The following is a 21,512-nucleotide window of genomic DNA, read 5'->3' as shown; positions in this document are numbered from 1 at the left end:
TGAACCCAATTGGTTAAACGGAAACATAACATAATCAATTGGAGGTACATACATTCATGAAGAAGAAAGTTATGTCATTAGCATTAGCAGCAGGAGTTTTATTCTCATCAGGGGAACTGGTACACGCTTCATTAGGTGATGATATTATAAACACAGGTGATAACTACTTAGGGACACCTTATAAATATGGATCTGCATTTGGCAACACGCGTACATTTGATTGTTCTTCATTTACTTCATACGTATTTTCCAGACATGGAATTACGTTGCCGAGAACAAGCAGTGGACAAGCTTCAACTGGTACATATGTATCAAAAGCTAACCTTCAAAAAGGTGATTTAGTTTTTTACGATACTGATTTTAACGGATCGATCAACCATGTTGGAATTTATGCTGGAAATGGAAAAATGCTTAATGCTCAATCAAAAGGTGTAGCTTTTGCAGATGCTTTTTCTCCTTATTATTGGGGATCAAGATATGTAACGGCAAGACGTGTTATTAATGATAAAGCAGCGGCGGCGAAAGTAGTTGCAGCAGCACCAAAGCCAACAACGGTATATAACTCTAATGGATCAGTAGTGAGTTCTGGATCTGTACATAAGGTCCAAAGAGGGGATACTCTCTGGGGAATCAGTAAAAAGTACAAAACGACAGTTGCTAACATTCAGAAGTTAAATCTATTAAAATCTACAACTATTCGTGTTGGTCAGTCTTTAAAAGTTAATGGACAAGCTGTTACTGTTAAGACTCAAACAGCTAAGCCAGCACCGACAAAAGTTGCATCTTCAACAGCTGCTACTTACACTGTGAAGTCCGGAAATACCCTTTATGGAATCAGCAAGAGCTATGGGATTACAGTGAAACAATTAATGGATAGCAACAACCTAAAATCAACTACGATTTTGCCAGGACAAAAATTAATTATTGAGAAATAATATAAAAGCAGCCTCAACGAGGTTGCTTTTCATTTTATGAAAAACGGTTAATTCTCTCTTTATGTACTTCTGTATTAATAATTGATAGAATAAATAAAAAGCAATCTTGGGGGTTTATACTAACATGGCAATTCTCGTTACTGGTGGAGCAGGTTACATAGGAAGTCACACTGCTGTTGAACTGATTGAATCAGGCTATGAAGTTGTAATTGTAGATAACTTTATGAACAGCAGCACCGAAGTCATCAATCGTTTGAAGAAGATCACAGGGAAAGAGATAAAAGTATATAATGTGGATCTTTTAGATAAAGAAGGTTTGACTAATGTATTCTCTGAAAATCAAATCGAAGCGGTTATCCATTTTGCTGGTCTTAAAGCAGTAGGTGAGTCTGTAGAAAAACCTCTTTTCTATTATCATAACAATATTACGGGAACACTTCACTTAAGTGAGGTAATGAAAGATTTTGGTGTGAAGAAAATGGTTTTCAGTTCATCCGCCACTGTTTATGGTACGGCTGAGACGGTTCCGCTTAATGAAGATACAACACTAGGTGCTACGAATCCATATGGTTGGTCTAAGTTAATGCTAGAACAAATTTTTAGAGACTTATATACATCTGACAATGAATGGAGTATTGCGTTACTTCGATACTTTAATCCTGTAGGGGCTCATGAAAGTGGGCTGATTGGAGAAGATCCAAACGGTATTCCTAATAACCTAACACCTTTTATTACTCAAGTGGCAGTTGGAAAGCTTGAAAAGTTGCGTGTGTTTGGCAATGATTATGATACAGAAGACGGTACTGGTGTACGTGATTATATTCATGTAGTAGATTTGGCAAAAGGACATTTGAAAGCATTAGATAAAGTGCTAACGAACACTATTATTGATGCTTATAACCTTGGTACTGGTGAAGGCTATAGTGTTTTAGAGATGGTTAACACTTTTGAAAAGGTAACAAGCGTTAAGATTCCTTATGAAATTACGGATCGCCGGCCAGGAGATATTGCCGTTAGTTATGCAGATCCAACTAAAGCAAGACAAGAGTTAGGCTGGGTTGCAGAACGAGGTTTAGAAGATATGCTTCGTGACTCATGGAACTGGCAGCAAAAAAACAAAAATGGTTATGAAAAATAATAAATGATAAAAACAGCCGAAAAAGGCTGTTTTTATTTTGTCTTTCATATTATTGAAAAATAGTTTAACATAATATGGTGTTTATTTATTATGGAAAGATGGAAAGGTTTGATTTTTTGTATAAAAGAATAATAGGGAATCCCGTAATTATTTATAGCGCTGTTCTATTAATAAAGCTCCTTATAGTTAGATATATTTTATTTGATGAAGTTGAGTTTGTTAAAACTCTAACTACGGATATGCTTTTTTTCCTTCTATTCATTTCACTCGCAGCTCTCTCTCCTATTGGTAAGCGGTTTAACTTATTCCTAGTAAATTTCCTAGCTAGCATTTTCTTTTTTATTTTAATTGTTTATGTAAAATATTATCAGATTTTACCCACCTATTTTGATTTGTTTCAAGTAAATCAATTAGGAACTGTAAAAGAAGATATTTTTGATTTAATAAAACCAATTTATTTTATTGTGTTTATTGATGTTGTCATTCTTATGTTTATTTTTCTCAAAAAAAATTTCCAAGTAAAAATTTCTCTCGTCTCTTCGTTAGCCCTATTATGTATAATTGGGATTGCTGCTCAATTTTATATGAATAAAAATGAACAAATTACAGATGTGTTAGCAATGGGAAAAAATAAAGGTGTTTTCCAATATGAAATGATTCAATATTATCAAGATAAAACAATTCCAGCTCTTGCGAATTATAAGGACATATCCAATAAGGAAATATACTCTTTAAAAGATAATGAACAATTAAAGAATATTGATAAAAAATTTAATGGAGTCGGACAAGATAAAAATCTAATTATTATACAATTAGAGTCTTTTCAAAATTTTTTAATCAACCTAAAAGTAGATGGAACAGAAGTTACTCCCACATTAAATTCTTTAGTTAAAGATAGTATGTATTTTAGTAATACTTATCAACAAATTGGGGCAGGGAATACCTCTGATGCTGAATTTTTAATTAATACGTCCCTTTATCCGGCTGGCAACAAACCCTCTTCTAAAATTTACGCAAATAAAGTAATGCCAAGTCTACCGAGATTACTAAGTAATAAAGGTTATTTCACAGCTACATTCCATGCGGATAATGTGGAATATTGGAATAGGATAATGCTTTATCCAGCATTAGGTTTTGATAAATATTATGAAAAGTCTTTTTTTGGAAATGAAGATGTTATTGGTTTTGGACCATCTGATGAAGTTTTATACAAAAAAACACTTAAAGAACTGGATGAACTAAAAAGAAAACATGATCATATTTATGCACATGTTTTGAGTATGACTAGTCATACTCCATTCGAATTACCAACAGATAAACAACGTTTAAAGTTACCTTCTGAATACCAACAAACAAAAATAGGGAATTATCTGTCCTCAACCCATTATGCTGATTATGCTTTAGGTGAATTTATTAACGGACTTAAACAACAGGAATTATGGAATGACTCAATTGTAGTTATTTATGGGGATCATTCGGGTTATCATCCGAAAAAGGAGGATGTAGAAGACAAAAAACTGACTGAAAAAATTCTTGGACATCCTTATGGTTTAGTTGATCGTTTTAACATTCCCTTTCTTATTCATGTGCCGGGGGATTATAAAGGAACGATTGATAACTTAGGAGGACAAATAGACATCATGCCAACTGTGGCAAATATATTAGGAATGTCATTGGATAAACAAATACATTTTGGTAATGATCTTTTAAATCATAAAAACAATTTGCTGGGTATGAGATATTATCTGCCAGCTGGTTCCTACATCGATAAGAATTATCTTTTTATTAATCGCGAAGAGGGTAAAGGCGAAGTATATAATCTTCATACCAAAAGACTTATAAAGGATAGCAGCTCATTTTATGAAGAAAGTAGTGTTTCTATTAAAAAGAAGGAGAAAATACTAAAGCTGTTAAATTTATCTGACTATTATTTAAACAAACTACCAGAAAAAGAAGAGAATCCCTTCTGAAAAAAAGCTGACTCAAGTCGGGTTAAAACCAACTTGAATCAGCTTTTTTATACTTACAAATTGTGTGCTTTCTTTTTTCTGAAGTAATAAATAATTATTCCAATGATTGATACCGCACTTATTAATCCGCCTAAAATTAAGCCTTGTGGAATATAGGTTAATTCAATTTTATGTGACCCAGCAGCTACTTTTATACCCGAATAGGTATAGTGTGTAGGAATAATATCAGCTTTTTTTCCATCGACTTTTGCAATCCAGCCTTTATTATAAGGGATTGATAAAAAAAGTATACCTGATTTCTTCGTGTTAAGTGTACCAGTCAAAGTGAAAGAATTGTATTTGATATTTTTCATTGTGTTTTGTTTTAAAGTTTGTACTTGTTCTTGATAATTAACCATAGGATCAAATAAAGCTTTAATATCTCTAATTACATATTCACCTGGTAAGAGTGTAAGTGTTATTGCTTTATTCTGATCTGAGATCTTTCCAAATCTAAATAGAACTTCATTCACGGTATTTTCATATGAATATTGACTTAAAACATATCTCCCGTTTCTCATGTTTTTTATATAATTTATTTCTGAAAGGTCATCTTTCTTTGCTATCATCGTTATTCCTTCGTTAGGCGTATAGGGAACTATATTAGCATATACAGATAACTGCCCTTTACCTTTAATAGGTGTTGGGATTTTTATTTCTATTGGTTTTTTTGATGCGATTTTTTTATTTTGTGTTAATATACGCTCACCATTAACGGTGATATTATTGATGTCACTAATAACATTGTTACTTGTGTTAATATTCTTTCTTTTTGAAGCTTTGTCTATGATTGCATAGTTCATCATTGCCAGTTCTCTTTCGTAAACAGGTAATGATAAGAATTGCTCAGTAGACATAAACTTATCGTATACAACTCCCAGAGGGAGGAAGTATTCGTTTTCATATATTTTGAAATCTCTTTTTTCTTGAACTAATTTGTAACCGAAAAGTTTTGGTTCGCTAACAGTAGAAATGAAATATTTATTACTAAACAATGTTGTTAAGTAAGTGCTATTACCGAATCCTCTCAATAAATTAAATCCTCTTAGACCTGGTTGGGCAAGAGTGTCCATTTCGAATTTTTGTTGCTTCCAAGGAATTAAAGAATGATAGGAATAAAAACCTTTATAATCATATGTTAATGCAGAATTAATAGCTGTTCTACCTGGAAGGTTAGCCACCACCCGATGGAACTCATTATTTTCTTTTAAGTGGTCAAAAGTGAATTTCAAAGTCTCATCATTATATGAATTTTCATAAGTATCACGATTAAGAAGAGGTAAAACTGACCAGATTCCTTTATGATGTGTAACAACGGTTGAATTTGGATTTTTTGTTTTTACTACTAAGTCTGAAACAAAGCTATAGGCGATTGCAGCACTATAACCTACACAGAATATACTGGTTAAAATAAATGTGATTGATTTAAGTTTATATGATTTTAAAAAGAAAAATAATAATAATCCTGTAAACCAGATGATTGGAAGATAAATAAGCCATTCATCATAACGACTATATGGATGTTGTAATAGCCACAATGCAACTAAGGTTATACCAGTAAATAAGGCAATAATATCAGCAGCATCACGTTTCATTTGATTAAGTGAATGAATGGCTATATAAATGGTTAACAAATTGATAATAAAAAAGCCTCTTAACTCTTCTGGGCGGCTGAACCCACCAATAAAGCTAGTTAGTACAGGGAATTGCATAATACACCATAGTACACTGCAAAGTATCAATAAAGGATAGGTTTTTTTAAATCGAATAATGAGCAATGGAATTATAGCGAAAATAATATAGTGCATGCCGCCAGTAATTGAGATTCTTTGTATCGTTTCATTAAAAGTAAGAATGGTTTCAAGCTCAGGGCCAGAACGGACTTGTGCATTAGATTGCAAGTAGCTTAAAACTGATGGAAGAAAAATGGGCATCGATAAAGCAAGACCTGCTAGATAAGCGAGACTTAGTTTACTATGGAATATTACGAAAGAACGCAATGATTTACTAATATTATCTTGAATAAAGAATCGGGTCAGTACATAGAGTAATAGACCAATTGTTAAAAGGAACATTAAGTAAAAGTTCCCAATACTGGCTAGTGTAACAATTAAAATTAATAAACCGGGTTTTTTGTGCTGAAGATATCGTTCATATCCTAGTAATAAAAAAGGAAAGTATACAGCAGCATTGATGAAGAAATAGTGTGTATAAAAATAATCAAAATGATACCCGGCAAATGGATATATGAGTGCACCTAAAAATGCCCAATGCTCCTTAACCCTTGTTTTTTTCAATAATAAATAAACACCAGAACTCATCAGTAATAATTTCAATATACTCATTGGTATAAAAAGAGCAGGAAACCACGCTTTTGAAAAGAGGAAAAATGGCCAGATGAAGATGTCACCTAGCATATAATAACCAAAATCATTCCAAAAGCTTCCGCCCATTCCATATTCCCATGACCAGAAAGGCAGCTCACCACGGTGAATTAAATCATAATAGTGATTAAAAAAATGAACGTATTGTTCTTTTGTATCTCCCATTGCCGAAAAATAAAAAAGTTGGTTTAACGGAATTTTATACAAAATAAAAATAGAGAGAATTAAAACAATAAATAATAATATAAGATGAGTTTTATTATTCTTTAAAAAGTTATTCATGTAATCCTCCGTAATTGGAAGGTTCTTTTTTTTGAAAAATCATAAATTTACTGATTAAGTAATTTAGGATTACTACAATGATATTTACGATTACTTTAGAATATAGATCGTTAATATGAAGAACGGAAACCAATAATATCATTAAACCAAGATCTAAACCTAAACTTAGTATCCTAAAAAATACAAATGCACCTAATTCTTTTAAAATATTCCCTTTCGTTTTGAATACATAAATTTTATTGGTTATATAAGCAAAAAGGACAGCGGCAATCCATGCGATAACTGTGGCTGCAGTATAATGGAAGGCAAAAATATCGGTTAGTACTATATAAGAAATAAAATTCACTAATGTAGTCAATACACCAAAAAACAAATAACTAATAACTTCTTGTTTCATGTTTTGCTCCTTGAGTTAAAGGGTTTTCTTTTATATTGTTATATTCCTCTACAAAATATAAAGGTCTCTTTTTAGTTTCATTAAATATTCTACCAAGGTATTCTCCAATAATTCCTATAGATAGAAGCTGAATGCCTCCTAAGAATAAAATAACAGTCATAATGGATGGATAACCAGAAACAGTTTCTCCATAGAGTAGAGTCTTAGTGATAATCCAGATCATATAAAGGAAAGCAAATATAGAAATGGTAAACCCAAATAAAGCTGAAAAACGCAATGGTGCAGTTGTAAATGAAGTGATGCCCTCAATAGCAAGATCAACTAATTTAATGTAATTCCACTTTGTTTCTCCTGCAGCTCTTGGGTCTCGATCAAACAATATCTCTTTTTTGTTATAGCCTATCCAGCTAAACATGCCTTTTGTGTAACGTTGTGTTTCTCTCATTTGTTTAAGAGCCTCTACACATCTACGATCCAGTAATCTGAAATCACCTGTGTTTTCCTGAATAGGGATACGGGTTGTCTTTTTAAGAAGTTTATAGAATGTTTTAGCAGTAAATTTCTTTATCCAAGTTTCACCGGACCTGCTTCTTCTCTTTGCGAAGACATCGTCGTATCCAGCCTCCCAATAGGTGATCATTTCTGGAATAAGTTCTGGCGGGTCTTGAAGATCTGCATCTAAGATGATAACAGCATTACCTTGTGCATAGTCGAGACCTGCAATCATAGCGGTTTCTTTTCCAAAATTTCTCGAAAGGTTCACATAAGAAATTCGTCTATCTGCTTCTCTTAACTCTCGAATAATATTTAAGGTATTATCCTTGCTCCCATCATTGACAAAGAGAACCTCAAATGAATAGTCTGTAATAGAATCGAAAACAGTAACTAATCTATGATAAAGAGAATATAAAACTTCTTCTTCATTGTACGCAGGAATCAATATAGTTATTTGTTTCATAGTTCCTCCTTGGTAATTTTTATAAGTTTACTTGAATATAGTAACAAAATTTTATATTTAAGGATATAATAGATATACTTACATAATTTAGGGGGATATATGTTTAAAAAATTTTGTGTTTTGATATTTTTATTTTTGTTAGTATTTTCGAATTCTGCAGTAAGTGCAAATGGGACAGTTACAGTTGAACGTTTAAGTGGAGCAGACCGATTCGATGTAGCGGTAAATGTATCTAAAAAAGGTTGGACATCTGGGAGCGGTACAGTACTATTAGTAAACTATAAGGCTTTTGCAGATGCATTAGCTGCGTCACCACTAGCATATAAAGTAAATGCTCCTATTCTATTAACTAATCCTGATCGTCTTAATGCTAAAACTGAAGCAGAGATTAAAAGATTAAATGCTTCAAAGGTTATCATTATTGGAGGTACAGGAAGCATTAATCAAAATGTTGCTACAAAGCTATCAAGTTTAAATCTTTCCGTAGAAAGAATTGGCGGGATTGACCGTTATGAAGTAGCTTATAACGTTTCTAAAAAACTGGGTGCTGCGGGGAAGGTCATTATTTCAAATGGTACTACTTTTGCAGATGCGTTAAGTATTTCTCCATATGCTTCGAAACACGAATATCCGATTCTTTTGACTGGAAAAGATAAACTTCCTTCTTATACACTAAAAGCAATCCAAGAAAAAAAACCGCAACAGTCTATTATCGTTGGGGGGACAGGCAGTATCTCCAGTACGGTCGAGAAACAATTAACAAATCCATTAAGATTAGGCGGAAAAGACCGCTTTGAAGTGGCAGTAAATATAGCTAAAAGGTTCAATCCTTCATCAACAAAAGCAGCGATATCAAATGGAACGACCTTTGCAGATGCTCTAACAGGTTCAGTCTTAGCTGCAAAACAGAACATGCCTCTTTTATTAACACAAGCAAATTCTATACCTGCTGTCACTAAGAACTATATTGATCAAAGTGTGATTACTAGTTTCATAATATTTGGCGGAACAGGTTCTGTGAGTAACTCTGTTGTTTCACAGCTGAAAGGTGAGCTTTCCTTAACGGGAAAGAGAATCATTCTTGATGCAGGCCATGGTGGAACTGATCCAGGTGCTGTAAACGGAAGTATATACGAAAAGAACCTAAATATGAGTTTTACAAAGTTGCTTGCAACCCATTTAAAGGGATTAGGTGCGGAAATTATATACACACGTGAACCTTCAAATGATAAGTATATTTCTCTTGAAGACAGAGCGGCTTTTGCAAATAGTAAAAATGCAGATTTATTGATTAGTATCCATCACGATTCATCAGTAGACAAGTCGGCAACAGGACAAAGTATTCATTACAGCAGTTACAGACCGGGAATCGAAACAAACGATGTTTATGCTAAATACGCAGGTAAAACATATCCTTTTGTCAGAGAAGATACGGAAAGAAAATTGTTTTATTATAAAGATGGAAGTACGATTAAGAGTATGAGCTACCAAGGAGATATTATTGCCTATGATACTATTTCTCCTTCTGCGGCGGCCACAGAAAGTAAAAATCTGTCACCCGTTGCCTCAAATGCTATTAAATATAACGGGATTGGAACAGGCTACATCAAAGACCACAACTTATATGTAACAAGGTGGACAACAATGCCATCCATTTTGATAGAGTTAGGGTATATGTCTAACACGAAAGAACTTTCTTACTTAAAGCAGTCTAGTGTCCAAAATAGCAGAAGTCTATCTTTAGCAAAAGCGATAGAAAATTTTTATAGATAAACTCAAAAAATAGCCTTAATTAAACATCTGTTTAATAAGGCTATTTTTTTTTGGAAATCTACCAAATAATTATTGTAATAAATTAAATAAATAGTAAATTTATGTATACAAATACTTTGTTAACTATTATGATATAAATTGTAATTTATGTTAAGGGGGACACCATGTCATATAAACTATGTTTTAAATATCTTCTTATAGTATTGCCTATCGTTTTTATATTTACTTCGCTTACTAGCTATGCTCATGATATAAATTCTAGTCGTATATCTGGTGCAGATCGGTTTGAGGTAGCAGTAAATGTTTCAAAAAAGGGTTGGCCAAAAACATCAGAAACAGTAATTCTATCAAATTATCTAGCATATGCAGATGCATTATCAGCGGCACCATTGGCTTACAAATATAATGCACCCATTCTGTTAACACAGCCAAAAAGATTAACGGGAACAACTAAAAAAGAGATTACGAGATTAAAACCCAAAAAAGTAATTCTTGTGGGCGGAACAGGTAGTATCGATAATGAAATAACTAACGAAATAAAAGCAATGGGGATAGCTATTGAAAGGATTTCAGGGAAAGATCGTTTTGAAGTAGCATACAAAATATCAAAAAAACTTTCGAACAATGGAAAAGCTGTTGTTGCATATGGGCTAAATTTCCCTGATGCATTAGCAATTGCCCCATATGCTGCTCGAAATGAAATACCTATATTGCTTACATTATCTGATAAGTTGCCATCTTATACAAAAAAAGCGCTGCAAGAGAAGAACGTAAAACAATCTTACATTGTGGGCGGAGAAGGCAGTGTGGGAAAAAATGTTGAAAAAGAACTCCCAGCCCCCGATAGAATTGGTGGGGAAAATCGATTTGAAGTTGCGTCTAATATCATTAGAGACTTAAATTTGCCAACAGAAAGAGCATTTTTATCTACTGGGATGAATTTTGCGGATGCATTAACAGGATCTGTCCTTGCAGCGAAAGAAAATGCTCCAATGCTGTTAACTCTTTCTGATCGACTCCCGGTTGAATCTAAGGAAATTATTTATGACAAGAATATAAATAACTTTACTATTCTCGGTGGAACAGGCTCTGTTAATGAAAATGTGCTTAACATTCCACATCATTGGGAGATTACTAAACCTTCTGGAACTGCTCTTCAAGGTTATGCATCTGCAACTTCTGCATTTCAAGGAGAGACATTAAACTTTTATATCCACAGCACATTGCCTTATAACATCGATATTTTCAGGATGGGTTATTATGGAGGAGAAGGTGCAAAGCTCGTTAAGTCTATAAAAGATCTACCTGCAAATAAACAATCATTCATTGCTGATCCTAGTACGATGAGAGCTGATTGGAAGCCCACAGTTCCAGTTGAAATCAGTGATTCATGGGAATCGGGTGTTTATTTAGCTAAATTAACTCACAAAAGCGAAAAAGCAAGTTACATTACCTTTGTGGTAAAGGATAAACAGCCACAAGCATCTATAGGTGTATTGATTTCAACGAACACGTATCATGCGTATAATAACTGGGGTGGAAAAAGTTTATATGGTTATAACAGTACTAACAAGGATGCAGCTGTGAAAGTTTCATTGGATCGTCCTTATAACAATGGGAGAGGATCCGGTGAGTTCTTTGCTTACGAATACAATATGATTCGATGGCTGGAGAAAAAGGGTTATAATCTGACTTACTTTACAGATACAGATGCGGATAATGGACTGTTAGCAAAGTTAAATACTAAATTGTTGTTGATACCGGGTCATGATGAATATTGGACAAAAGCAATGAGAGATAGTATACAAAAAGAAACAAGCAGCCGAATGAATTTAGCAGTATTTAATGCAAATGTTGCTTATTGGCAAGTTAGACTAAGCGAAAACGATAGACTTTTGATCGGATATAAAAATCGTGCAAATGAAGATCCTTATTATAAAACGAATCCCAAAGAAGTTACTACAAGATTTCGTGATGTACCTGTAAACCGCCCAGAATATGAAGTGTTAGGATTAATGTATCAGGGGATTCCAGAACAGAAGCAGCAGCCACTCGTTGTTTCCAATCCATCACATTGGTTATATAAAGGAACTGGTTTAAAAAGAGGAGATAAAATACACGGAGTTGTTGGTGGTGAAGTCGACCGTTATGATGGTCAAATGTCTGGTGTAGAAGTACTGGCTTCCTCACCGGTTCGTTTATATGGAAAAGACTCGTTGGCTCATGTCATCTGGTACAATAAACCTGCCGGTGGAAAAGTATTTGCTACAGGCACATTTTATTGGAGTTGGTTCTTAGATTCATTTGGACATGAAACGTATGCGAAACCTAATAAGCACATTGAAACAATGACTGTAAATGCACTAGAAAAATTATTAGAAGATTAATTTTAAAGGATCACTGTTAAACAATCGTTTAACAGCGGTCCTTTTATATAAGTTAAAATATTTAGATCGCCCTCATCCAATATTATAAATTTATGTAAAATTATGTATACAAATATATAGTTACCTATTATTATAGGATTGTTATGGTAATAGGGGGAATGTTGTATGATTCTTAAATGGTTCGTGATTTTTACTTTTATAACATCTTATGTGAACACATCATATTCAAATGATGCTTTATTGGGATCGTCTGAGGAGCAAATCTTTGAACCTGTACTTTTAACAGGAACAGATGCTGACTGGAAAATTGAAAAGCCATCCGGTCCTGGACTCCAAGGATATGCATCGAAAACTTCTGTATTTCCAGGAGAAAAACTGGACCTGTTCATCCATAGTGTAGAGCCTTATAAAATTGAGATTTTCCGAATGGGATACTATAAAGGAGCAGGTGCTAAACATTTAAGTACGATTGAAAAGCTTCCTATCAATAAACAAACATCCATTTCAGACCAAGAGACTATGGAAGCTAATTGGAAAGCGACTCTTCAGATAAAAGTTGACCAGCAATGGCAATCAGGTGTTTATTTAGCAAAATTAACTAACATAAGTAAAAAGAGCTCATATATTAATTTTGTTGTAAAGGATAGGAAGCCAAAAGCGACTATTGGTGTATTAATTTCAACAAACACATATCAGGCTTATAATAACTGGGGCGGGAAAAGTTACTATGGCTATAATAGTACAAATAAAGAAGCTGCAGTAAAATTATCATTTAATCGACCTTATAATAACGGAAGAGGATCCGGAGAATTTTTTGCATACGAATACAATATGATTCGATGGATGGAGAAAAAAGGATATAAATTGACTTACTTTACTGACACAGATGTTGACAATGGAATATTATCCTATCTGAATACTGATTTATTATTAATACCAGGGCATGATGAATACTGGACAAAATCAATGAGGGACAGCATACAGGAAGAAACAAGTCAGAGAATGAATTTAGCAGTATTTAACGCGAACGTGGCTTACTGGCAAGTTCGTCTTAATAAAAGTGACAGGGTGATGACCTGTTATAAATTAAGGGCTATTGATGATCCTGATAGAATTACACATCCAAAAGAAGTTACAACAACTTTTCGAAGTGAACCTGTTAATCGTCCGGAATCAGAAGTAATGGGAATAATGTATCAAGGAGTTCCTGACCAAAAGCAACAACCTCTTGTTATTTCAAATCCATCCCATTGGATATTTAAAGGTACAGGATTAAAAGAAGGCGATAAAATATCTGGTGTTGTCGGAGGAGAAGTTGATCGTTATGATGGTAAGAAGAAGGGTGTAGAAGTTCTGGCTGAATCTCCAGTAAAGCTTTATGGTAAGGATACAACAGCCCACTTAGTTTGGTATAACAAACCAGATGGGGGTAAAGCGTTTGCAACAGGTACTTTTTATTGGAGTTGGTTTTTAGATTCGTTTGGTCATGAATCATATGCTAAACCAAATAAACAAATCGAAAAAATCACCGAGAATGCACTTGATAGATTATTAGAAAAAAATAATTAGCTGTAATAAATAGAGCGAACGATTAACTGAAGTTTAATCGTTCGCTCTTAACTTTACTTAATAAAGCTTGATAGCTGTTGTTCTGTTGTCGGTGAAACTGAACCAGTTCCCCCAAGGATGTACATAAAATCGGTTTGTCCTTGTTTTTGTTTTAAGTAATTATTAATATTATTCTCTAATTTAGATGAAGTAGTTAGAAGAATAGGTGCTCCGTAAAAAGCAGCTAGTGGACTGCCAGACAGTGCGTCAGGAAACAAATCGCCTCTTGCAATTACTAATGAACTTAAATCCATATCATAGTTTTCTATTCCATAGTTAGCTACATTTACAGAAACTTGATATCTGTTCAAACCGCCAATACGCTCAACAACAGCCCCACTACGTAACTGCTTGATTTTTGTCTTTACTTGGTCTGAGACCGTAGCAGGTCCACCAACAATAATGAAATGTTTAATATCAGAATGATTTTTGATAAAGGTTTGTATGGAGTCAGGCACTGTGTTTGTTCCTACTAACAGAATAGGCATCCCTGCATAGCCTGCCATTCCTGATGCAGATAATGCGTCAGGGAAATTTAAGCCGCTAGCAATAATGGCTGTATCTGAGTAATCAGCCATTTCTTCAGCTACTCCAGCAGAAACAGCAAAACGGTCTTTACCACCGATTCTTTGTACTGTTTCGATACCTAATGAACGCAATTGACTTTCAACATTACTTGATACAGAACCAGTACCCCCTAATATAATGGCTTTATCAGGATTAATCTGGTTAATTTCATTGATAGTTGCAGTTGGCAATGTCTTTGTCCCTGTTAATAAGACTGGAGCCCCTTCGATAGCAGCCAGCGGACCACCAGATAACGCATCAGGATATAGATCTCCACGAGTGATAATAATCGTCCCTGAATAGGCACCTTGGTTATTTAATTCTTTACTTATACCAGTAGATACTTCATAACGATCTTTTCCGCCAATACGTTTTACACCAGGTGATAATACATCGTAGTAAGACCATACGACGTTCATTGTATCTGAATTATAAGCATTTAATGCTGCTGCATTGTAACCAGGCTGTACCGATAATGCTTTGTTAAAAGAAGGAGTTCCAAGACTAATCGGATCGTTAAAGTTAAGATACAGATCAAGTTCATCTGCAGTGGTATTCCCACTTACATCTAAACGTGTACTTCCTTTCGGTAACCGAACGTCATGAGTCCCCGGTTTTGTTACTGTAAGTGCAGGCAATTGACCGGAAGGCTGCTCCGTATAAATACCCGAAATTTCAAAATGGTAATCAATAGGAGTCTCATTCTCTCCTTGTACTACAAAGACATAATGTCCACCTGGAAGATTAAAAGGCTTTGAGTATTCAACTTCTACAATATCATCTGTATTAATATTCATTAAAGTAACGATGATATCCTCTGAATCACTGTGGAATTTCGAGACAGTGAACTGCCCTCCAGCTGAATGGAAGTAATACTCATGCATCTTGTATATATCAATCTTTTGTTTATAGATGACAGAAGTTTGAACCGCAGCTTGCAGACTATAATTAGTAGCTTCATTGATTTCTCTGTCTGTTATAAACTGGCTGTTTGTTGAGGTGTTTGCACTTACTCCAGATGTGAAGATAAGAGAAGTAAGCAAAGAAAATGATATCGTACCCATCATCATCTTTTTAGATTTCATAGAGATCGTTCCCCTTTAAGTAAGCTATACCATTGAGGTATGCAAATTAATATTAATCATTTAGTAGATTAATACAATAGGGATAATTTACTAATAATTACAACTTATTTACATTAAATTAAGTTTTGATCAAAAAACATGGGAAAATATATGATTATTGTGATAACCACTAAATAAACTTATCAAGAAAGACTCCACAAACATTATTAATAAAAGTTTGTGGAGTTTTTTAAATTGTTATCAGCATTAAACGAAGTACAGATTGAATAATTTAACAATAATGTTAAAAAGACTTTCTTTTTAGAAATAATAATGTAATATGTATTATGTGTTTGAAATAATATAGTTAATTAGTGGTATTTATATATTACATAGCAGTTCAAATTGGAACCCCGGGAATTTAATATAATTGAATAATAATTATCTTGCTAATCTGTAATAAATAGTGATAAAAATTGTAACTTAACTTTGAATCTCTTGATTGTTTAACACATTTACAAATAACTACAAACTTTTACAATTTATTTGAAAAATATGTTCTTAACTGTAAAAATATGTGTTAAAATTACTTGGCAAGAAATTTATACTAATTTTATTAAAATATCATTTACAAAGGAAGTTATTAATATGAAAGTCAGAAAGGCAATTATTCCAGCTGCGGGTTTAGGTACTAGATTCTTACCTGCTACTAAAGCTATGCCTAAAGAAATGCTGCCTATCGTTGATAAACCAACAATTCAGTACATAGTAGAAGAAGCGATTGCTTCTGGAATTGAAGATATTATTATTGTTACAGGAAAAGGGAAAAGAGCGATTGAAGATCACTTTGATCACGCTTTTGAACTTGAACAAAATCTCTTTGAAAAAGGAAAAGTAGAACTTCTTAAAAAAGTTCAGCATACATCTAAAATGGCTGACATTCATTACATTCGCCAAAAGGAACCTAAAGGACTTGGACATGCTGTATGGTGTGCACGTAAATTCATTGGAAACGAACCTTTCGCTGTTTTGTTAGGTGATGATATTGTTCAAGCTGAAAAGCCTTGTTTAAAGCAACTAATTGAACAATACGAGAAAACGGGTTCATCAATAATTGGAGTTCAAGAAGTACCTGAGAATGAAACAAGTCGTTATGGAATTATAGATCCAGATTATCAAAACCACCGTTTATATGGGGTTAACAATTTTGTTGAAAAACCAGTTCAAGGTACAGCTCCATCAAACCTTGCAATTATGGGTCGCTACCTTTTAACTCCGGAAATATTTAAGTTTCTTGAAAGACATGAAACCGGTGCGGGTGGAGAAATTCAATTAACTGATGCTATACAAAAACTGAATTCAATTCAAAGAGTTTTTGCTTATGATTTTGAAGGTACTCGTTATGATGTGGGAGAAAAATTGGGTTTCATAACCACAACTCTTGAGTTTGCTCTAAGAGATATAGAGATAGGTATACAATTAATGCCGGAATTAGAGCGTATATTAGAGCAATTAAAAAATGATACGAAAAACAAAGTAGACCTAATATCACAGTAATTATAACCAAAATATTTATAGTCAAAATAACAATTTAATTAAGATTATATTAAGTTTAGTAAGGAAGTGAAACCCAGTGTCTAATTTAGCTGAAAGAGAATATATCCACTTACATACTGGTGTAACTATTAATGCTGAACAGCAGAGAAGCTACTTACTTGTAAAACGTATTATCGATATAAGTGGATCTTTATTTGGTCTGTTTTTACTAGGGATTATTTTTGTAGTAGTTGCAATAGCAATAAAGTTAGAAGATCCAAAAGGACCAATAATCTTTACTCAAAAAAGAGTGGGTAAAAACGGAAAAGAATTTAAAATGTATAAATTTCGATCAATGATATCAGATGCAGAAAATAGACTTGAAGACCTTTTGAAATTTAATGAAACAACTGGAGCAATGTTTAAAATGAAAGACGACCCACGTATAACTAATATAGGACGTTTAATTCGAAAGACTAGTATAGATGAATTGCCTCAATTGTGGAATGTATTATTAGGAGATATGAGCTTAGTAGGTCCTAGACCCCCGCTATTACGAGAAGTAAAAGAATATACGAAATATGACTTGCAAAGGTTACTTGTTGTACCAGGCTGTACAGGTTTATGGCAAGTAAATGGAAGAAGTGATATCGGATTCAATGAAATGGTGGAGTTAGATTTACAATATATTCGAACTCGTAATCTAAAATTAGATTTCCGAATTATTTTAAAAACTATTAAAGTAATGATAAAACCTGAAAAAGGAGCTTATTAGGAGGGAAGTATGAAAAAGAAAATAATTATAACCTACGGTACATTTGATGTGTTGCACTATGGACATGTAAATTTATTAAAACGAGCCAAAGCATTAGGTGATTATTTAATTGTGGGTTTATCTACAGATGAATTTAATGAACAAAAAGGAAAGAAATCATACTATTCCTATTGCCACAGAAGCGAAATATTACAATCTATTAAGTATGTTGATAAAGTAATTCCTGAAGAATGTTGGGAACAAAAAGTTTTAGATTTGAAAAATTATGATGTTGATGTATTTGTAATGGGCAATGACTGGGAAGGGAAATTTGATTTTTTATCTGATAATTGTAAAGTTATTTATTTACCAAGAACTGAAGGTATTTCATCAACATTGATTAGACAAAGCGTACTTACGTAGTTTTTGTGCATGTGAGAATACATGTTGTGGAACTTGGGGTAATTGATTAATTGTAAAAAAATTAGAATTAATGTTTAGTAAGGTTACAAAAAAGGAGTTTAAAGCAACATGTTAATTTCTCATAAAAGTGTAGATGTAGTAACAGTAACGTACGGAGAAAGATGGAAGTTACTTGAAAAAGTTATTAAAAGAGTTATAACTTTTAAAGAAGTAAATTCAATAACTATTATAAACAACGCTTCTACTTATTCTATTGAAGAAAAATTAACCGAGAAAAATTTAAATGAAAAAGTAATAGTTGTAAATCAAAACGTTAATTTAGGTTCAGCTCTCGGTTATAAAAAAGGGATTCAAAGAGCTGAATTGGAAAAAGGGAAATTCATATGGTTGTTAGACGATGACAATTTACCAGATGAAAATGCTATACAAAATATAATAATAGCACAGAAAAATTCAAGAGATAAAGAAAAAACTGTGTATTCTTCCTTTAGAAATGATCGTGAAGAATTAATAAGAAATAACGGCCAAAAGTTAATAGAAAATACTTTTTTTGAATTTAGTATTTTTGAAAAAATGAAAAAGAAAAAAACAGTTCAGAGTAACATAGATCCAAAGATTTTATCTTGTGATTATGTTCCATATGGCGGGTTAATGTTTCCAAAGGCTGCTTTACAAGAAGTAGGTTACCCAAATGAAAAGTTTTTTTTGTATGTCGATGATTTTGATTATACTTATAGATTGACTAGAAAAGGATATAAAATAAAATGTGTTACGGATAGTATAATTGAAGATTTAGAACGTTCTTGGTTTAGGGTTGAAAAAGAACCTTTATTCAAGAGTTTCTTTAAAGCTGATGATTTATATAGAGGATTAATGCATATCCGTAATCGTGTATATTTTGAAGAAGAAAATAACAATTCTAATGTTTATATATATAATTTGAATTTAGTTGTTTATTTAACTTTTGTATTTTTAAAATACATGCCAAAAAATGCAAATGGTCTAAAGAAGTACAAATTAATATTAAATGCAATAAAATTAGGTAAAAAAGGTAAGTTGGGAAATGAGATTAAATAAACAAGCAGTAAACAATATTTTACAAATGAGTTTTGTTCAGGGATTAAATTATATATTACCACTTATAATGATCCCTTATTTACTTAGAACTATTGGTGTTGAAAACTATGGTAGAGTGGCAGTTGCGACAGCGATAGTTCAATTTTTATTAATAATCTCTGACTTTGGCTTTAATTTCACAGCAACTCAAAAAATTGCTGTGAAAGGTAAAATTGATAATAAGTTAATTAGTACTATATATATTTATAAAATAATAATACTACTAGTGATTTTATTAGTAACTATTCTAGGGTTATTTTATATAAAAAATAGAGATGAAATATTGTTTGTGTTTGGTTTTTTTGTTTTTTTCATTGGGCAATCATTAATACCAGCTTGGTTATTTAGAGGAATAAACAAAATGGTTTATGTTTCTTTATTAACTTTCATTTCTAAGTTAACAACTCTGATACTTCTTTTTGCTTACATCAACCAGACAACTGATTATTATTTAATGGGTTTAATTTATGGTGTGCCATCATTCATTACTATGATATTGTCTTATTTTATAATAAGAACATATGGATTTAAATTTGTTCAAGTTAGTTGGGAAGACTTGAAAGAAGAATTAAGTTATGGAAAAGATATGTTTTTATCTAATATTGTGGGGACTTTTTATACAACACTAAATCCTATTATCTTAACTATTATTGCAGGCCCTTATGCCACGGGTATTTATTCCACATGTGAAAAAATCATTGGGGTACTGAACAGTATGACCAATGCTGTTTCACAAGCTGTATATCCAATAGTGTGTAAAAAAATTAATGAGAACCCATATTTAGAAGTAAAAAAATATAAGATTCCGATCTCTTTTTTATTTTTCGGATGGTTTCCACCCTTTATTCTTGTGGTGAGTTTAGTGTTGAATTTTAATAGTGAATGGATATTGGAACTAGTAAATGGAAGTGATGTTCCAAACGGACAAATATCTTTGCTAAATATAATGATTTTTATTCCATTTGCTATTAGCCTCGGCCATCTTCTGGGTATTCAATCTCTTTTACCTCTTAACGAAAGAGTAAGTGTAAGAAATTCAATATTCAAGGGTGCTATTCTTAATCTGATTCTAGGGACGGCAGGAACATTGATTTTTGGGGTTATCGGAATGGGAACTTCAGTTTTAATTTGTGAATTTGTAGTATCTTTATCAATGTTTTTTTATTTAGTTAGATATTTTAAGACGAATAACAGGAATAAAGTTATAACTCCTTTAAATTAAAGTTTAGAGAAAGTATAGGTATAAAATGGATACAATAAACCCTACTATTGTTTTATATAATCAAAAAATTGACAAAAGCATTACATTTAATACTTTATTTAAGACTTTAAAGGAAAATAAAGAGCTAATTAATCACATAAATAAAATTTTTGTAATAGATAATTCGGAAAATGGAGATATAATCCATCACAACAAGATATATTTAAAAAAAATTGATGATAAAGTTTTTAAGATTTTATATTTAAGTGAGCAAAAGAATATCGGGATTGCTAGAGCTTATAATTCAGCTGTTAAAATTCTTGATTCGGAAAATTGTCCTGAAAATCACTGGATTTTATTGTTAGATCAAGATTCCACATTAACAAAAGAATTATTTTTAGGGTTTTTACAAAAAAATAAAGAATATTATAACAATAATATCGGTATTGTAATGCCAAAAGTTATTTGTAAGAAAAAAATAGTATCTCCGCTTGTTATTAAAACACCATTTGATTTTAAAGAACCACCCAATAAAATAAAAGGTATTCAACAAAAAAGAGTTACTGGAATAAACAGTTGCAGTTTTATAAATTTAAGTGCTATTAAAAAAATTAACGGTTTTAATGAAGATTACCCAATCGATTATTTAGATCATATTACATTTTTGGAAGTTCAAAATAAAGGTTATCGAGTTTACGTTTTAGAAACAAAGATAAATCATGACTTATCATTTTTTGATTTTTCATCAGTTCCACTTCACCGTTATAAAATTTACTTAGAAGCAAGGTTGAACTTTATAAAAGAAGTGTCGAAAAACAGAAAAAATTTGATTTGGACTACTGTTTTAAAAGATTTTTTATTTTTACATTGTAAAAGGACAATTAAGAATAAAATGTATAAACACTTTACTTGTGGTAATAAAGTGTTTATGGAATTTATGTTTATAAATAAAAAAAGGAAAAGAAATTTTTAAAGGGGTT

The 21,512-nt window shown here is 32.4% G+C and carries 16 protein-coding genes; 12 read left to right on the top strand and 4 right to left on the bottom strand.

Annotated features, from left to right (window positions below):
* The first annotated feature begins 56 nt into the window (after nucleotides 1-56).
* The 3 genes from H9648_RS03940 to H9648_RS03930 all read left to right on the top strand — a co-directional run bounded on the left by H9648_RS03940 (nucleotide 57) and on the right by H9648_RS03930 (nucleotide 4,043).
* The gene (locus tag H9648_RS03940; RefSeq protein ID WP_191752583.1) at nucleotides 57-935 is read left to right on the top strand and encodes a C40 family peptidase; all 879 of its coding nucleotides are present in this window, start codon (nucleotides 57-59) and stop codon (nucleotides 933-935) included.
* 124 nt (nucleotides 936-1,059) lie between these two features.
* Entirely contained in the window at nucleotides 1,060-2,073 is a 1,014-nt protein-coding gene (galE, locus tag H9648_RS03935; protein ID WP_191752582.1) for a UDP-glucose 4-epimerase GalE, read from the top strand.
* A 98-nt stretch (nucleotides 2,074-2,171) separates the two neighbouring features.
* The gene (locus H9648_RS03930; protein ID WP_191752581.1) at nucleotides 2,172-4,043 is read left to right on the top strand and encodes an LTA synthase family protein; all 1,872 of its coding nucleotides are present in this window, start codon (nucleotides 2,172-2,174) and stop codon (nucleotides 4,041-4,043) included.
* A 53-nt stretch (nucleotides 4,044-4,096) separates the two neighbouring features.
* Here H9648_RS03930 and H9648_RS03925 read toward each other — a convergent pair whose 3' ends face one another.
* Genes H9648_RS03925 through H9648_RS03915 form a run of 3 tightly spaced genes read right to left on the bottom strand, consistent with a single transcriptional unit; the run spans nucleotide 4,097 to nucleotide 8,103 of the window.
* A complete protein-coding gene (locus tag H9648_RS03925) occupies nucleotides 4,097-6,748 on the bottom strand; it encodes a YfhO family protein (protein WP_191752580.1) in 2,652 nt (883 codons plus the stop codon).
* Nucleotides 6,741-7,145 (bottom strand): GtrA family protein, encoded by a 405-nt coding sequence (locus H9648_RS03920; protein ID WP_191752579.1) that lies wholly within the window; start codon nucleotides 7,143-7,145, stop codon nucleotides 6,741-6,743. Before H9648_RS03920 ends, H9648_RS03925 begins: the two co-directional genes overlap by 8 nt.
* A complete protein-coding gene (locus H9648_RS03915) occupies nucleotides 7,126-8,103 on the bottom strand; it encodes a glycosyltransferase family 2 protein (protein ID WP_191752578.1) in 978 nt (325 codons plus the stop codon). Before H9648_RS03915 ends, H9648_RS03920 begins: the two co-directional genes overlap by 20 nt.
* 99 nt (nucleotides 8,104-8,202) lie before the next feature.
* Between H9648_RS03915 and H9648_RS03910 the strand changes: the two genes are divergently transcribed.
* The 3 genes from H9648_RS03910 to H9648_RS03900 all read left to right on the top strand — a co-directional run bounded on the left by H9648_RS03910 (nucleotide 8,203) and on the right by H9648_RS03900 (nucleotide 13,832).
* On the top strand, nucleotides 8,203-9,876 hold the full coding sequence (locus tag H9648_RS03910; protein WP_191752577.1) for an N-acetylmuramoyl-L-alanine amidase: 1,674 nt from the start codon (nucleotides 8,203-8,205) through the stop codon (nucleotides 9,874-9,876).
* A gap of 164 nt (nucleotides 9,877-10,040) precedes the next feature.
* On the top strand, nucleotides 10,041-12,263 hold the full coding sequence (locus H9648_RS03905; RefSeq protein ID WP_191752576.1) for a N,N-dimethylformamidase beta subunit family domain-containing protein: 2,223 nt from the start codon (nucleotides 10,041-10,043) through the stop codon (nucleotides 12,261-12,263).
* A 165-nt stretch (nucleotides 12,264-12,428) separates the two neighbouring features.
* On the top strand, nucleotides 12,429-13,832 hold the full coding sequence (locus H9648_RS03900) for a N,N-dimethylformamidase beta subunit family domain-containing protein (protein ID WP_191752575.1): 1,404 nt from the start codon (nucleotides 12,429-12,431) through the stop codon (nucleotides 13,830-13,832).
* Nucleotides 13,833-13,885: 53 nt separating this feature from the next.
* Here H9648_RS03900 and H9648_RS03895 read toward each other — a convergent pair whose 3' ends face one another.
* Complete coding sequence (locus H9648_RS03895) at nucleotides 13,886-15,523, bottom strand: cell wall-binding repeat-containing protein (protein ID WP_191752574.1); 1,638 nt, start codon at nucleotides 15,521-15,523, stop codon at nucleotides 13,886-13,888.
* Nucleotides 15,524-16,150: 627 nt separating this feature from the next.
* Here H9648_RS03895 and galU point away from each other — a divergent pair.
* The 6 genes from galU (at nucleotide 16,151) to H9648_RS03865 (ending at nucleotide 21,505) form a co-directional block, all read left to right on the top strand.
* Nucleotides 16,151-17,059 (top strand): UTP--glucose-1-phosphate uridylyltransferase GalU, encoded by a 909-nt coding sequence (gene galU / locus H9648_RS03890; protein WP_191752573.1) that lies wholly within the window; start codon nucleotides 16,151-16,153, stop codon nucleotides 17,057-17,059.
* Between the two features lie 103 nt (nucleotides 17,060-17,162).
* Nucleotides 17,163-17,813 (top strand): sugar transferase, encoded by a 651-nt coding sequence (locus tag H9648_RS03885; protein WP_318243480.1) that lies wholly within the window; start codon nucleotides 17,163-17,165, stop codon nucleotides 17,811-17,813.
* Between the two features lie 9 nt (nucleotides 17,814-17,822).
* The gene (gene tagD / locus H9648_RS03880; protein WP_191752571.1) at nucleotides 17,823-18,215 is read left to right on the top strand and encodes a glycerol-3-phosphate cytidylyltransferase; all 393 of its coding nucleotides are present in this window, start codon (nucleotides 17,823-17,825) and stop codon (nucleotides 18,213-18,215) included.
* A 108-nt stretch (nucleotides 18,216-18,323) separates the two neighbouring features.
* Nucleotides 18,324-19,292 (top strand): glycosyltransferase, encoded by a 969-nt coding sequence (locus H9648_RS03875; protein WP_191752570.1) that lies wholly within the window; start codon nucleotides 18,324-18,326, stop codon nucleotides 19,290-19,292.
* Entirely contained in the window at nucleotides 19,279-20,553 is a 1,275-nt protein-coding gene (locus H9648_RS03870) for an oligosaccharide flippase family protein (RefSeq protein ID WP_191752569.1), read from the top strand. Before H9648_RS03875 ends, H9648_RS03870 begins: the two co-directional genes overlap by 14 nt.
* Nucleotides 20,554-20,578: 25 nt before the next feature.
* Entirely contained in the window at nucleotides 20,579-21,505 is a 927-nt protein-coding gene (locus H9648_RS03865) for a glycosyltransferase family protein (RefSeq protein WP_191752568.1), read from the top strand.
* Nucleotides 21,506-21,512 lie beyond the last annotated feature (7 nt).

This window comes from Fictibacillus norfolkensis (genome assembly GCF_014836645.1).
GTDB lineage: Bacteria > Bacillota > Bacilli > Bacillales > Fictibacillaceae > Fictibacillus > Fictibacillus norfolkensis.
Note: the sequence above shows the minus strand (reverse complement) of the source record. Positions and strands in the feature narration are given on the sequence as shown.